Here is a 13466-nt window from a genome sequence, read left to right on the forward strand (position 1 = left end):
CGGCCCCGGCAACTCCCCGGCGGGGCCGCGCGCCTACTTCACTGACGATCCGGACGCGAATGGCGTTCAATTCCGCTCCGAATCAGCCGGCTGCATGAACGGCTCGGCATTAGCCGGCTGCATGAACGGCTCGGCGGGCGGGTACCCGCTGCCCATGGCAGACGAGACCTTGATCCGGATCCGGGCGGCCGCCGAGGGCTACGCCGAGGCGGTCCGGCAGACGCAGCGCTACTTCGACCGGATCGACGACACCACCGACCCGAGCGTGCTGATCGAGTATGCCGAGCTGGTCCGCAACGAGGAGGCCGCCCAGGCGGATCGTCTCGACGCGCTCACCGCCGCCGGATTGCGTGCCGAGAGTTTCGACGCTGATTAGAAAAGCCTTTCGAGCGTACGGGGGTCCGTGCGCTCGGTGTTGCTCACCACGACGATGCGGCGGTCAACGGTCGGCACACTGCCGGCCAGCGCCTTGAATCCTCGGTTGTGCCCGGTGTGATACCACGCGGGCCGGCCGTTGACCTCCCTAACGAACGTGCCGTAGCCGTAGCCGTGCCCATGGTCGCTGAGCATCAGTGACCGGGAGTGTTCACTCAGCAGCGCGTCGGTGCGGAGCGCGTCGAGCCAGGTCATGAGGTCGTGCGCGGTCGACCAGAGATCCCCGGCGCCCATCCCGGTGATGTCGAGCTCCCAGCTGTCCACGGCATTGCCGTCCGCGTCGTGCCCGGTCGCCAGGTCCGGCTCGCCCGCGGGCGCGTTCCCGGCGAACGTCCTGCTCAGACCGAGCGGCGTGAAGATCCGTTCGGCGAGGTAGGCGCGGTAGGGGGTGTCGCTCGCCCGCTGGACGACGTGCGCGAGCAGGACGTAGCCGGGGCTGCTGTAGTACCACCGGGTGCCGGGCGCGAACTTCAGAGGCGCGTCCCGGAAGGTTGCCAGCAGTGCGCCGTCCCCCTGGGACAGATCGGTCTCCGGGAAGTCCTCCCAGTGACCGACCCCGGCCGTGTGCGTGAGCAGCTGGTGCAGCGTGATCGCCGGCCACCCGCCGATCCACCGCCCCAGGTCGTCGTCGAGCGCGAGCGCGCCCTTCTCCGCGAGCATCAGCACGGCCGCCGCGGTGAACTGCTTGCTCACCGACGCGATCTGATACCGCACGTCGCTCGTGTCGTCGGCGACGACCTCGTCACCCTGCTTGACCAGGATCTCGGTGCGCATCACGGCTGAAAGTACTCCGTCATCATCTCGCTGACCCACGCCGGTTGCGTCAGGTCCTCAGGGCTGAACTCCCGCATGGCCGGCTTGAGGTCGACGACCGGTGTCCCGTCCACGGCGTCCAGCCCGCGCACGGTCAGCACCCGCCCCTCCACCGCCACGATGGAGCAGGTCGTCACCCCGATCCGATTCGGTCGCCGCGGCCCCCGCCCCGCGAAGATCCCGACAGCCGGCAGATCCGCCCGCCCGCGATAGGGCCGAGGCTCCCGATAGTCGTCGAGCTCCGCGAGCCGGTCGAAGACGAACAGCACCTCGACGTGCGAGAAGTCCTCGAGCCCTTGCAGGCACGCGTCGCCGAACACCGCATCGACGACGATCGTGCTGACGACCGCGCCCCAGTTGTCGGTGTGCTGAACGTCGGTCCGCCCGTTCTCCACGTACCCGATGGGTTTGATCTCGAAGGCCGGCATGCCCCGACGGTATCGCTCGATGTCCATGAGTGACCCGCGGCTGGCGCATCGAGGATCTTCGCTAGAGTTCCCGGTGTTTGGATCTCGTGCGGGCGGGGTAGGCGCGACCCGCATTCACAACCGTCCCGCCCAGGAGGATCAGTGGAACCGGCTCAGCCGCCGCACGGCACCCGCATCCGCAAGCCGGGCCGCCGATCGTCGTGCGGCGTGCGGCGCAGGACCGTCTGGGCGCCGCCGGACCGCCGCCCGCGCCGCCGCCCCCGCTAGCGGGTAGGGTTTCCGGCGGCACGAACTTGTCGCGAGGTGCCCCGCCCGGTCAGGGCGGGGAGAATCTGGGAAGCCGGTGTGATTCCGGCACGGGCCCGCCGCGGTGACCGGGGAGCTGCCGCCCACGCGCCTCGTGCGCAGCCACTGGCTTCCGGGCCGGTCATCTCGATGGCCGGCCTGGCTGGGAAGGCGGGCGGTGAGGCGTCGATCCGGGAGTCCGAAGACCGGCCTCGCTCACGGTCGCCCCGGTCCGCCGGGGCAGGACGCAGCGGGAGCCTGCCCATGAACCACGTTTACGACGTCATCCACCGCCGCCGCGACGTGCGCGGCCAGTTCACCGGCGCGCCGATCCCGGACGAGGTGCTCGCCCGCGTGCTGTCCGCCGCCCACGCCGCGCCCAGCGTAGGTCTCTCCCAGCCCTGGGACTTCATCGTGATCCGCGACGCCGCGACCCGGGCCGCCTTCCACGAACACGTGATGCACGAGCGCGACGTCTTCGCGGCCACCCTCCCCGACGCCGCGCCCTTTCACAAGATCAAAATCGAGGGGGTACGGGAGAGCACGCTCTCCATCGTGGTGACCTACGACCCCGATCGCGGCAGCCCCGCGGTCCTGGGCCGGCACGCCATCGCCGACGCCGGCCTCTATTCGGTATGCCTGGCCATCCAGAACCTCTGGCTGGCCGCCACCGCCGAAGACCTGGGAGTCGGCTGGGTCTCCTTCTACCGCGAACCGTTCGTCCAGCAGTTGCTGGACATCCCCGCGACCATCCGCCCGGTCGCCTGGCTCTGCGTCGGCCCGGTCACCCACCTCGAGCAGACCCCCGACCTGGAGCGCCACGGCTGGCGCCACCGAACCCCCTGGCAGCAGGCCGTCCACACCGACCGATGGACCGCCCCTACTCCCACCTGACCGGCCCGGGCATGTAGTTCGACGTCACGATCCGCACGGCCATAGGGACGAGATCGTCATGGAGCCACGTCCCCGTGGCGACGATCTCGGCCCGCGGCTCCTCCAGCCACCGGCGTAGAGAGCCCGGCCGGCTGCAGCCCGTTGTCGTCGCGAAGGCCCGGGCGCAGCAACGCGCTGCAGCCGGGTTCCCGGGCGGGGGCCGAGAGCCGGTCAGGCGGGGGAGCTCAGGGCAGGCAGACGTCCGGGAGGAGGAACCAGCGCAGCTTCTCGAAGGCCGGCGGCAGGTCGAGGCGGGTGCCGTCGGCGGGCAGAGGGCGGCTGGTGAGAAGGGAGCGCGCCTCGGTGAGGTAGCCGGCCAGGGCGTCCTCACCGACGGTCTCCGACGGGGGCGGCGGTGTGGTGACGGTGCCGTCGGGGTTGAGGCGCAGGTCGGCGAGGCGCAGATCCGGGTGCCGGTGGCGGAGGTGGGTCCAGCGGCCGGTACGGGGGTCGAAGCGGTACTCCGGGAGCAGCCGGGCGCCGTGCGCGGCGATCAGCAGGACCGCGTCGATGAGGTAGTCGGCGACGGTCTCGGAGATGAAGTAGTTGAGGTTGAGCCGGCTCCAGCCCGGCTTGATGCCCTCCCAGCCGTCCACGATCTCGCCGCGGAACTCGCGGGAGTGGGACTCGTCGATGCCGAGGAGGCGGTGGCCGTAGGGGCCGGCGCAGGAGCAGCCGCTGCGGGCCTGGATGCCGAAGAGGTCGTTGAGCAGCGCCGCCACGTAGTTGTGGTGCAGGTAGCGGTCGCCGGCGCGGATCTGGAACGAGACGATGGAGAGGCGGTCGGCGTCCAGGTCGCCGAGGATCTCGATGGCCGGCTCGGCCCGCCAGCGGTCGCGGGCGCGGCGCCACAGGGCGTGCTCGCGCTCCTGGATCACGTCGGTGCCGACGGCGTCCTTCACGGCGAAGACCAGGCCGGCCCGGATCGACTCGACGATGGCCGGGGTGCCGCCCTCCTCGCGGGCGACCGGGTCGGTGAGGTAGCGGTGGCCGGTCGGGTCGACGTACGCGACGGTGCCGCCGCCGGGGATGACCGGCACCCGGTTCGTCAGCAGCCGGCGGTCCACCACGAGCACGCCGGGAGTCTGCGGGCCGCCCGCGAACTTGTGCGGGGAGAGGAAGACGGCGTCCTTGCCGTCCATGGTGATCGGCACGTACGGGCCGGCGGCGGCGTAGTCCCAGACCGAGAGGGCGCCGTGCTCGCGCAGCACCGCCGAGACCGCGGCCGTGTCGGTGAGGATGCCGGTGACGTTGGAGGCCGCGGAGAAGCTGCCGATCCGCAGCGGGCGGTCCCGGTACGCGATCAGCGCCTCCCGCAGCACACCGAGGTCGACGTGCCCGGTGTGGTCCGAATCGATCTCGACGACGTCGGCGATCGACTCCCGCCAGGGGAGTTCGTTGGAGTGGTGCTCGTAGGGCCCGACGAACACGACCGGCCGCTCGCCGGCCGGGATCCGGGCGCTCAGGTCGTACGCATCATCGAGGTTTTCCGGAATCCTCAACCCCAGGATCCCGGCGAGCTTCGCGACCGCCGCGGTCGCCCCCGAACCGCAGAAGATCACCACGTGGTGGGGGCCGCCGCCGACGCTGCGGTGGATGATCGAGCGGGCCTCCTCGCGCAGCGCCCCGGTCTGCGCGCCGGTGGCCGACGCCTCGGTGTGCGTGTTGGCGTAACGGGTCAGCACCTGGTCGCGGATGAAGTCCTCGACGAAGTCGAGCGCCTGCCCGGACGCGGTGTAGTCGGCGTAGGTGATCCGGCGGGGGCCGAACGGGCCGTCCAGGACCCGGCCGGCGCCGGACAGCCCCTCGCGGATTCGCTGCAGCTGCATATCCATGATGTTCACCTTTCCGATCAGAGAACACCATGTCGGATCGCTGCCATCAACCGAAGATCGAGTTGACCCACTCCGGGTGGTCGATGAACGGGTTCCGGTTGTGCTGGTAGGAGCTGTAGATCACCTGGTTGCGGTTCCTTTCGGCCGCGTCCGGCGGATCCTGCGAGTTCCAGGTCAGCAACGTGGAGAGCTTTCCGAGGTACGGGTGGGAGCCGTTGCTCACCGAGTTGTTGACCTCGAGGTCGGCGAAGCCGTCGCCGCCCTCGTAACGGACCGCCATATAGAAGATCATCCGTGCCACGTCGCCCTTGACCGCGTTGCGCGGCTCCCACGAGTCGGCGTCGGTGTAGTTGCCGGAGGCGCCGGAGACGGCGCTGCCGCCGGTGTCGAAGTCCTTGTTGCCGCGGGTCGCGTTGATCGTGACGTCCTCGGGGCGCAGGTGGTGCAGGTCGGTGCCGGGGCCGTTGCCGGTGCCGAAGTCGCCGTGCGACTGGGCCCAGACGTGCTCGCGGTTCCAGTTGCCGCTGTTGCCGCCGTTCAGGGTCTTGGACCGGCTGATCCCGGAGTAGAGCAGGACGACGTTCGCCGCGTTGGACGGGTCCTGGTCGGTGACCTTGAGGGCGTTCCAGACGGCGTCGTAGCTGATGGTCGTCACATTGGTGGAGATGATGGTGTGCAGGGCATTTTTCAGCGCATCGCCTGATTTGCCCGACGCGGCGGCATAATAGGCATCCGAGGAGGCGGTGGGGGAGGGTGTCGCCCCGGAGCCGGACATCGCGGTCGGCGACTTCAGGCCGGCATGGGAGAAATAGGCGGTCAGGGAGCCGGTGACGGTGATCTGCTCACCGATCAGCGACGGGTTCGAGAGCAACCCGAACGACGTCCGATAGGCGCTGGTCACCTGCACGTAGACCATCCGGCTCGTACCGGTCTCGGTCCTGCTGTCGGCGATCGCGATCGCCGTGTCACCGGTGAAGCCGCTGAACCTCACGGTGTTCGTCGCGGTCGGCTCGCCGACGACGTATCCCACGACCGAGCCGGTGCCGCCCTGGCTGCTGATCGCCTGGGCGACGGTGAGGGCGGCGGCCGCCGAGGCCGGCACCGTGATCGTCGAGAGGAGCAGGGCCACGAACCCCGCGAAGGCGGGCGCCGTGACCATCAGGATGCGTCGGGCCATGCGGAACTCCGTTCGCCGGTCTGTATAGACAACTGCCAGTATCGGCGACCGGGGTGGCCGTCAGGTGCATATCGAATGGCTCATCAGATCAGGCCCGCATCATGGGCGAGAAGAGCGATCTGCGTGCGATTGTCCAGGTCGAGCTTCGTGAGAATCCGGGAGACATGGGTCTTCACGGTCGCCAGGGTCATGCCGAGGTCCTTCGCGATCTCGGCGTTGTTGAAACCCCGGCCGACCGCCAGCACCACGTCCCGCTCGCGCGGGCTGAGCCCGTCGAGGACCCGGGTGGCCTGCGTGTACGCCCCGGCCTGGACGGCGACCCGGTCCATCAGCCGGCGGGTGATCCGCGGCGACAGGATCGGCTCGCCGGCCGCGACCTGGCGGACCGCCTCGGCGATCCGGGCCGGCGGGGTGTCCTTGAGCAGGAATCCGCTGGCGCCGGCGCGCAGCGCGTGCAGGATGTTCTCGTCGGTGTCGAAGGTGGTCAGCACGATCACCTCGGGCGGCCGGGGCCGGGCCCGCAGCCGCCGGGTCGCGGTGATGCCGTCGACGCGGGGCATCCGCAGGTCCATCAGCACGACGTCGGGGGCGTGCGCGTCGGTGGCGGCCGGCACCTGGTCGCCGTCGTCCGCCTCGCCGACCACCGCGATGCCGGGCGCGCCGTCGAGCATCATGGTCAGACCCGCGCGGACCAGGGCGTCGTCGTCGACGACGAGAACACGTACCGGCTGCGTCACGCCGGCCATGGTAGCGACGCCCGCAGCCGGAATTCGCCCCCGGCGACCTCGTGGTCGAGCCGGCCGCCGGCGAGCCGGACCCGTTCGGTGAGGCCGACCAGGCCGGCGCCGCCGGAGAAACCGGCCGGGCCGTCACCCAGCGAGTTGATCACCGACAGGGACAGACCGGTGCCGGGCCCGCCTTCGAGAACGACGTGGACGGCCCGCCCCGCGGCGTGCTTGCGGGCGTTGGTGAGTCCCTCCTGGATCACCCGATAGGCGGTGCGGGCCACGACCGGAGGGGCGGCATCCGATTTTTCCACAACGACCGACAAATCGACATCCGTCCCCGCGGCCCGCGACTCGGCCACCAGGCGCGGCAGATCGGCGAGCACCGGCTGCGGCCGATCATCTTCGGACAACTCGTCCTCCCGCAGCAGGTTGATCACTTCGCGGAGCTCCTCCAGCGCCTGGTGCACGCCGGTGCGCACCACGCCGGCCGCCCTCGACATCTGCTCGGGCGAGGAGTCCGGCCGGTACTCCATCGCGCCGGCGAACGTGGCGAGCAGCGACAGCCGGTGCGCGAGCACGTCGTGCATCTCGTGGGCGATCTTGCGGCGTTCCAGCATGCGGGCCTCGGCGACCCGGCGGCCCTGCTCGGCCTCGGCCCGCCGGGCGCGCTCCCGCAGCTGCCGGATCAGCGCCTCCCGGGCCTGGGCCCACGCGCCCCAGCCGAGCAGAGCGCCATAGCCCGCGGTGATCAGAATCAACCACCATCCGTACGAGATACCGCCGTTCGACCGCCACAGCCCCTGCACGGCGTGGGCCGCCACGCCGGCCGCGGCCACCACGACCGCCTGCCGGGTGGGGCACCGCCGCGCCACCTGCAGCGCGCCGATCGTGGCCGGCGGGGTGGCGGCCGGGGAGACCGCCGCGAGGACGGTGAGCACGCCGGTCGCGGCGACCGGGCGCCACAGCACGAGCGGGGTGAGCAGCCAGCTCAGCACGCCGGCGACGAGGTCGAGGGCGAGCAGCGGGCCGGGGGAGCGGTCGCTCCACAGGCCGAGGACCGTCATGGCGATCAGCACGCCCGAGATCGCGAGCATGACGGCGACGGCGGGAAGCGCCCGCGGGCCGTGCTCGCCGTCGCCGGCCCGGGGGCCGGCCGGCAGATACCTGATCACGTGGCGAGGCTAACCGGCGGGGCGTCCGCCGCGACACCATCCAAAGTTGTACGGCGGCCACTCCAAGGAGGGCGCCGGCGGCGTCGCCGGTCCGATGTGCACACCCGGGACCGGGCCGGAGAGTGAGCGGCATGACGAACGACATGCGGATCGCGGAGAACACGACGAACGACTACACGGCGCACCGGCGTCTCGGCCGGGCGATCACGGTGGCGGCCGGCGCGGCCGGGGCGCTGCTGCTGTGGGCCGTCAACGTCCCGTGGGCCGGCCACGAGCTGACGGTCCGGCAGGGCGGGACGGTCCAGGCCGTCGGGCCGGTCGCGGTGGTGGTGACGGCGCTGCTGGCCGGGGCCGCCGCCTGGGGACTGCTCGCGGTGCTGGAGCGGACCACGAAGCGGCCGGTCCGGACGTACCGGATCGCGGGTTTGATCCTGCTCCTGATCTCCCTGGCCGGACCGCTCGGCAGTGCGATCGGCCCGACCACCACGATGGTCCTCATCGGGATGCACACGACGGTGGGCGCCGCGCTGATCATCGGCCTGCCGGGCGTGCGCCGCTGCCGCTGATCGAGGTCGCTGTGGGTTTCCCGGCCCGGCGTCCGGAGCACTCCTGGCGAGGTTCGGTTACCGTCCAGTACGTGACTACGGCTCTGGTTCTCGGCGGTGGCGGCGTGACCGGCATCGCGTGGCATCTCGGTGTCCTTCTCGGCCTGCAACGGGCCGGTGTCCCGCTCGGCGGCGCGGAGACCATCGTCGGCACGTCGGCCGGCTCGGTGGTCGGCACGCTGCTCGCGGCCGGCGTCGACCTGGAAGCGGCGGTGGCGCTGCAGCAGATCGAAGCGCCGCCACGAGCCGGCGGCCCGAGCGGTGGCAGCGCGCGCACCGGCGCTGCGGGCGGCGGCGCGGTCGGCGGGAGCATGGGGCGGGTGATGGCGGCCTTCGCGGTGCTGGCCGATCCCTCGGTGCCGCCGCAGCAGGCCCGGGCCCAGGTCGGGGCCCTCGCTCTGGCCGCGCCCAACCAGGACGAGGCCACCTATCTGGCCCGGATGGAGCCGCTGGTGCCGGTCCGGGACTGGCCCGCCGACCGCGATCTGCGGCTGGTCGTCGTGGACGCGGTGACCGGCGAGGACGTCGTGCTGGACCGCGCCTCCGGGGCGCCGCTGCTGCGGGCCGTGTCGGCGAGCTGCGCGGTACCGGGGCTGATGCCGCCGGTGACGATCGGGGATCGGCGGTACATCGACGGCGGTGTCCGGGTGGGCGCCGGCGCGGATCTGGCGGCCGGGGCCGATCATCTGGTGGTGCTGGCGCCGATGGCCGCGCTCAGCAGGGATCGGATCCTCGCCGAGATGGCGGCCACCGGGGCCGGGAAGACGTTGCTGATCGAACCGGACCAGGCCGCGCTCGAGGACTTCGGGCCGAACTTCATGGACGCGTCGCGGCGGGTCGTGGCCGTCCGTGCCGGGCTGCGGCAGGGCGAGGAGCTCGCCGATCAGGCACGGGCGGTGTGGCCGGCCTGATCAGCGAGCCGGGTCAGCGGGACGCCGCGTACCTGACCGCCAGCGCCGCCCCTGCCACCCCGGCGCCGACCGCCGCGGCCGTGGCCCCGCGAGCCCATCGGCGCCGCCGGGACGCCGCCTCCGGATCCGACGGGGGCGGCGCCGGCGCGAAGACGTTCCCCTCGTGCGGCGTCACCTCCTCGCGGGACAGGCCGCCCACCCGCATCAGCGGGCCGACCAGCGCGTCGTAGACCGGCGGCATCGCCACGAAGCCGAACTGGATGATCCGGTTCGCGAGGCCGACGGTGACGACGGCGCGCGGCTTGCGGGCGCACCGGACGATCGCCCGCGCCACCTTCTCCGGCGAGTCGACAGGGGGCGGCGGCTGACCGTAGCGGCCCGCGAAGTTGGCGGCGGTCCGGTAGATCGGGGTGTCCACCGAGCCGGGCGAGACGAGACAGACGTGGATGTCCGGCGCGTCCCGGGTCTCCAGGCGCAGCGAGCGCACGAGGGCGCGAAGTCCCCACTTGCTCGTGACATAGGAGCTTGTGTACGGCGTGACGACCGTCCCCAGCAGCGAACCGCCGTAGATCAGGACTCCGCGCCCCTGCCGGCGGAACACGGCCAGCGCGGTGCGTGCCACGTTGGCGGCGCCGATCAGATCCGTCTCGACGACCTTGTTGAACACATCGGCGGGCACGTCCTCGAACCGGCCGTACGCCATCACCGCCGCGGTGTGCACCCAGACGTCGACCTCGCCGTCCGGGATCGCGTCGACGGCGGCCGGGTCGTTCACGTCGGCCGCTGCCACCCGTACGAATGAAGCCCCTGCCTCTCGGCAGGCCTGTGCGACAGCCTCCAGCGGAGGCCGGGAGCGGGCGGCCAGCACCAGCCGCGCGCCCTGCTCTGCGTATGCGAGCGCCACGGCCCGCCCGACCCCGCTCGAGGCCCCGGTGATCACAACAGTCACGACAGCGGCTGTACCCCGCCGCTCCGCGGTCAATCGGAAGTGTCCGAGGCCTCGCGCTGGATCCGGTCGAATTGGGCGGCCATCGCCTCGGCGAGGGCCTGTGCGCCGGTGAGCGGGCGGACCATCACCATGATGTCGTCGATGAGGCCGTTCTCGTCGAGGTGCAGGAAGTCGCAGCCGGTCACCGCCTTGCCGTTCACGGTGGCCTCGAAGACCAGGGCGTGGTCGCGGCCGTCCGGCTCGCCGATCTCGCGCAGGTAGCGGAAGTCCTCGAAGACGCGCATGGCGCCGCGCAGGATGGCCGCGGTGATCGGCTTGCCGGGGTAGGGCTTGAACGCGACCGGGCTGGTGAACACCACGTCGTCGGCGAGGAGGGCCTCGATCGCGGCGGTGTCGCGGGCCTCGACGGCTTGACGGAACGACTTCATCCCGGGTCCTCCCGATAGTAAATTTGTTGACTATCCTCGGCGAGAATATAGCCTCGGCACGCGTCATGGAATGCCGAGAGGAACGGTCTTGGGGACTGCGGACGACCTGCGGCTGCTGCGCGCGCACGAGCCGGTGGCCAAGTACACCGAGGGCGAATACTTCTTCCCGGTTTCGGTCGAGCGGTACGTGAGCCGGGCCGGCCTCTGGCGCGCCGACCCCGGCAACAGCCCGGTGCAGCTCACCGAGCCCGGCAGCCTGACGCTGGACAGCCTCGCCACGGCGGGCGGCCCGCAGCACGGCGTCGGCTATTCGATATCGGGCATCGGCAGCGGGGAGAAGCACGCGCACATCCCGCTGCGGGAGCGGCCGCCGCACCTGGCCCGGGCCAGCCGGCTCGCCTCGGTGGGGCTGACCGCGCGCCTGGTCGACACGCTCAACCGGTTCTCGCTGCTGTTCCGGGGCAGCGTCCCGGGCGGCAGCGCCGCGCACTCCTGGCTGCTCCAGCGCGACCACCTGGAGCCGGGCCGGCCGATGTACTACGGCCGCGTCGTGCGCGACGACCCGTGGATCGTGCTGCAGTACTGGTTCTTCTACTCGTTCAACAACTGGCGCAGCGCGTTCGGCGGCGTCAACGAGCACGAGGGCGACTGGGAGCAGGTCACCGTCTTCCTGGACGCGGCCGGCGCCGAGCCCCGGCCCGCCTGGGTGGTCTTCTCGGCGCACGACGAGGTCGGCGACGACCTGCGGCGGCGCTGGGACGACCCGGACCTGAGCGTGGTGGACGGCGACCACCCGGTCGTCTTCGTCGGGGCCGGCTCGCACTCCGGCGCCTACCTCGCCGGCGACTACCTGATCACGGTGCGGCCGCCGCGGCTGCGTGGCCTGGTCGACGTGCTGCGCTGGTCCGCCCGGTTGATGGCGCCCTGGTCCGGGGAGCATCGGAAGACCGTGGGGATTCCGTACGTCGACTACGCCCGTGGCGACGGCCGTTCCGTCGGACCGGGCCAGCCCGAGGCCTGGCACCCGGTGGTGATCGGCGACGACACCCCGTGGGTGCGCGATTTCCGGGGCCTGTGGGGGCGCGACACCCGCGACCGGCTCGGCGGCGAACGCGGACCGGCCGGTCCCCGGTACGGCCGCGACGGCTCGGTGCGCCCGTCCTGGGCCGACCCGGTGGGCTGGGCCGGGCTCGCCAAGGTGGTGCCGAACCCGGCCGAGGAGAAACGGTACGCGGAGATCCGTACCCAGCGGGACCGTGACCGGATCGCGGAGCTGGACCAGGAGATCAGTGCGATGCGGCACGCCCTCGCGGTGGAGGCGGCGGGCCTGTCCGCCGCCGATCCGGAGGTGCGCGCGCTCGTCGGGCAGGAGCAGAAGCTGCTGAGCCTGCGGATGGAGCGCACCCGTCTCGCCGATGAGCTGTATCGGACATCCACGGCCGGGCCGGTCGCCCAGAACCCGCACGATCACCTGCTGCACCGGCGGCTGCCGATGGAGCCGGCCGAGGGCTTCCTGGGCCGGGCGCAGTCGTGGTGGGCGGTGCTGAGCACCCCGCTGATCCTGTGGGCGATCGGCGCGCTCGCCTCGCCGATCACGCAGATCGCCGGGCAGGAGACCGCGCTGATCCTGCTGCTGCTCCTGCTCTGCGTCGAGGGCTTCGTGCGCGGCAAGCTGCTCGCCGTGCTGCTGCGCATCCTGCTGGCCTGCGCGAGCCTGGCCCTGCTGGCGGTGCTCTGGTTCGACGGGCGCTACGTGGTGACGTTCGGCTTCTTCGCGGCGGCCGTGCTGGTGCTGCTGGTCAACATCAGAGAATCCTGGCGCCGGTAGGACTCTGTATCAACCACCGGATCACCTCGAGGGCGTGCGACGCCGGGTCCGGGATCGGATGGAAGACATGCTCCACCAGGTCGTCCGCGACGATCAGGGTGACGCGCTCATAAACGGTCACGTCGTCGGCCGTCAGGGCCGGTAGCCCGGCCTTCGCCGCCAGGGTCAGCTTCGGGTCGGGGATCAGCGGGTACGGCAGCCGCAGCCGGTGCACGAGCTCCCGCTGGTATCCGGTCGACTGCGCGGACAGGCCGTAGACCCGGGCCGCCCCGGCCGCGAGGATCTCCGCGTGGTGGTCGCGCAGCCAGTGCCCGTCGCTGCGCGCGCCGTGCACCTCGAGCAGGCCCCGCGGCAGGTCCACCCCGGGCCGGCCGGTGAGCGGATAGACGAAGACGACGCTACGACCCGGACCCAGGGCACCCAGGTTCACCGGGCGGCCGTCGGTGCCGTAGAAGTCCAGGTCCGGAAGCGGCTGCCCGACCAGCCAGGACGGGTCGGCGTCGCTGGGCGGCGGGCTCGTCACGAGCCGGCGGGCGGCGTCGTCGATCCGGGCGTCGAGCGCGTCGCGCTGGGCGGTCAGCTCGCCGATGCGCGCCTGCAGGGTGCTCACCGTGCTGCGGAAGGTGGCCACCGCCGCGGCGCACACGTCGTCGTCGTTCGCGATCGACTCGACGAACGGGCGGGTCTCCTCGACGGTGAGGCCGAGCGCCATCAGCTCCCGGATCTGCGCGACCTGCCGCTCGGCGATCGGCGCGTAGTCGCGGTAGCCGTTGCCGAGCCGCCGCGGCACCACCAGCCCGGCCGCCTCGTAGTAGCGCAGCGCCCGCACCGTCGTCCCGGTCCGGCGTGCCAGTTCACCCACCCGCATGCCGCGACCCTAAACCCGTACCCCGGGGTACAGGTCAACGTGGTTCTCCTCGCGATGACAGCACCGGTCGT

Annotated in this window: 14 protein-coding genes and 1 riboswitch; of the genes, 5 read left to right on the top strand and 9 right to left on the bottom strand. The window is 71.8% G+C overall.

Going from position 1 to position 13466, the window contains the following annotated elements; all coding sequences use genetic code 11:
* Window positions 1-154 precede the first annotated feature (154 nt).
* Window positions 155-376 carry a hypothetical protein gene (locus tag AB0G10_RS09970; RefSeq protein WP_360918410.1) on the top strand — a complete coding sequence of 74 codons (222 nt, stop codon included), beginning with the start codon at window positions 155-157 and terminating at the stop codon, window positions 374-376.
* On the opposite strand, the gene AB0G10_RS09975 is transcribed toward AB0G10_RS09970, so the two are convergent.
* On the bottom strand, window positions 373-1209 hold the full coding sequence (locus AB0G10_RS09975) for a serine hydrolase domain-containing protein (protein ID WP_360918411.1): 837 nt from the start codon (window positions 1207-1209) through the stop codon (window positions 373-375). The two genes, AB0G10_RS09970 and AB0G10_RS09975, sit on opposite strands and share 4 nt — an antisense overlap.
* Window positions 1209-1676, bottom strand: coding sequence for an SAM-dependent methyltransferase (locus AB0G10_RS09980; protein ID WP_360918412.1), 468 nt, complete (start codon window positions 1674-1676; stop codon window positions 1209-1211). Before AB0G10_RS09980 ends, AB0G10_RS09975 begins: the two co-directional genes overlap by 1 nt.
* A gap of 284 nt (window positions 1677-1960) precedes the next feature.
* Window positions 1961-2191, top strand: a riboswitch (cobalamin riboswitch).
* Between the two features lie 34 nt (window positions 2192-2225).
* Here AB0G10_RS09980 and bluB point away from each other — a divergent pair.
* A complete protein-coding gene (gene bluB, locus AB0G10_RS09985) occupies window positions 2226-2855 on the top strand; it encodes a 5,6-dimethylbenzimidazole synthase (RefSeq protein WP_360918413.1) in 630 nt (209 codons plus the stop codon).
* Between the two features lie 224 nt (window positions 2856-3079).
* On the opposite strand, the gene AB0G10_RS09990 is transcribed toward bluB, so the two are convergent.
* From AB0G10_RS09990 to AB0G10_RS10005, 4 genes are all read right to left on the bottom strand, one after another.
* On the bottom strand, window positions 3080-4729 hold the full coding sequence (locus AB0G10_RS09990) for an aminotransferase class V-fold PLP-dependent enzyme (protein ID WP_360918414.1): 1650 nt from the start codon (window positions 4727-4729) through the stop codon (window positions 3080-3082).
* Window positions 4730-4775: 46 nt separating this feature from the next.
* Complete coding sequence (locus AB0G10_RS09995; RefSeq protein ID WP_360918415.1) at window positions 4776-5906, bottom strand: endonuclease; 1131 nt, start codon at window positions 5904-5906, stop codon at window positions 4776-4778.
* Between the two features lie 83 nt (window positions 5907-5989).
* Window positions 5990-6652: a response regulator transcription factor gene (locus AB0G10_RS10000; protein WP_360918416.1), complete on the bottom strand. Its 663-nt coding sequence runs from the start codon at window positions 6650-6652 to the stop codon at window positions 5990-5992.
* Window positions 6640-7806 carry a histidine kinase gene (locus AB0G10_RS10005; protein WP_360918417.1) on the bottom strand — a complete coding sequence of 389 codons (1167 nt, stop codon included), beginning with the start codon at window positions 7804-7806 and terminating at the stop codon, window positions 6640-6642. The genes AB0G10_RS10000 and AB0G10_RS10005 overlap by 13 nt, the downstream gene beginning before the upstream one ends.
* A gap of 131 nt (window positions 7807-7937) precedes the next feature.
* Here AB0G10_RS10005 and AB0G10_RS10010 point away from each other — a divergent pair, with 131 nt between their 5' ends.
* Complete coding sequence (locus tag AB0G10_RS10010) at window positions 7938-8372, top strand: DUF6069 family protein (RefSeq protein WP_360918418.1); 435 nt, start codon at window positions 7938-7940, stop codon at window positions 8370-8372.
* A gap of 71 nt (window positions 8373-8443) precedes the next feature.
* Window positions 8444-9322: a patatin-like phospholipase family protein gene (locus AB0G10_RS10015; RefSeq protein ID WP_360918419.1), complete on the top strand. Its 879-nt coding sequence runs from the start codon at window positions 8444-8446 to the stop codon at window positions 9320-9322.
* A gap of 13 nt (window positions 9323-9335) precedes the next feature.
* On the opposite strand, the gene AB0G10_RS10020 is transcribed toward AB0G10_RS10015, so the two are convergent.
* Window positions 9336-10271, bottom strand: coding sequence for an SDR family NAD(P)-dependent oxidoreductase (locus AB0G10_RS10020; protein ID WP_360918420.1), 936 nt, complete (start codon window positions 10269-10271; stop codon window positions 9336-9338).
* Between the two features lie 29 nt (window positions 10272-10300).
* A complete protein-coding gene (locus AB0G10_RS10025; RefSeq protein ID WP_360918421.1) occupies window positions 10301-10699 on the bottom strand; it encodes a nuclear transport factor 2 family protein in 399 nt (132 codons plus the stop codon).
* Between the two features lie 88 nt (window positions 10700-10787).
* Here AB0G10_RS10025 and AB0G10_RS10030 point away from each other — a divergent pair, with 88 nt between their 5' ends.
* Window positions 10788-12527 carry a hypothetical protein gene (locus AB0G10_RS10030; protein ID WP_360918422.1) on the top strand — a complete coding sequence of 580 codons (1740 nt, stop codon included), beginning with the start codon at window positions 10788-10790 and terminating at the stop codon, window positions 12525-12527.
* Here the strand turns inward: AB0G10_RS10030 and AB0G10_RS10035 are convergent.
* Window positions 12505-13395, bottom strand: coding sequence for a MerR family transcriptional regulator (locus AB0G10_RS10035; protein WP_360918423.1), 891 nt, complete (start codon window positions 13393-13395; stop codon window positions 12505-12507). The two genes, AB0G10_RS10030 and AB0G10_RS10035, sit on opposite strands and share 23 nt — an antisense overlap.
* Window positions 13396-13466: the final 71 nt, after the last annotated feature.

It is taken from the genome of Actinoplanes sp. NPDC023714, from assembly GCF_040639855.1.
Lineage (GTDB): Bacteria > Actinomycetota > Actinomycetes > Mycobacteriales > Micromonosporaceae > Actinoplanes.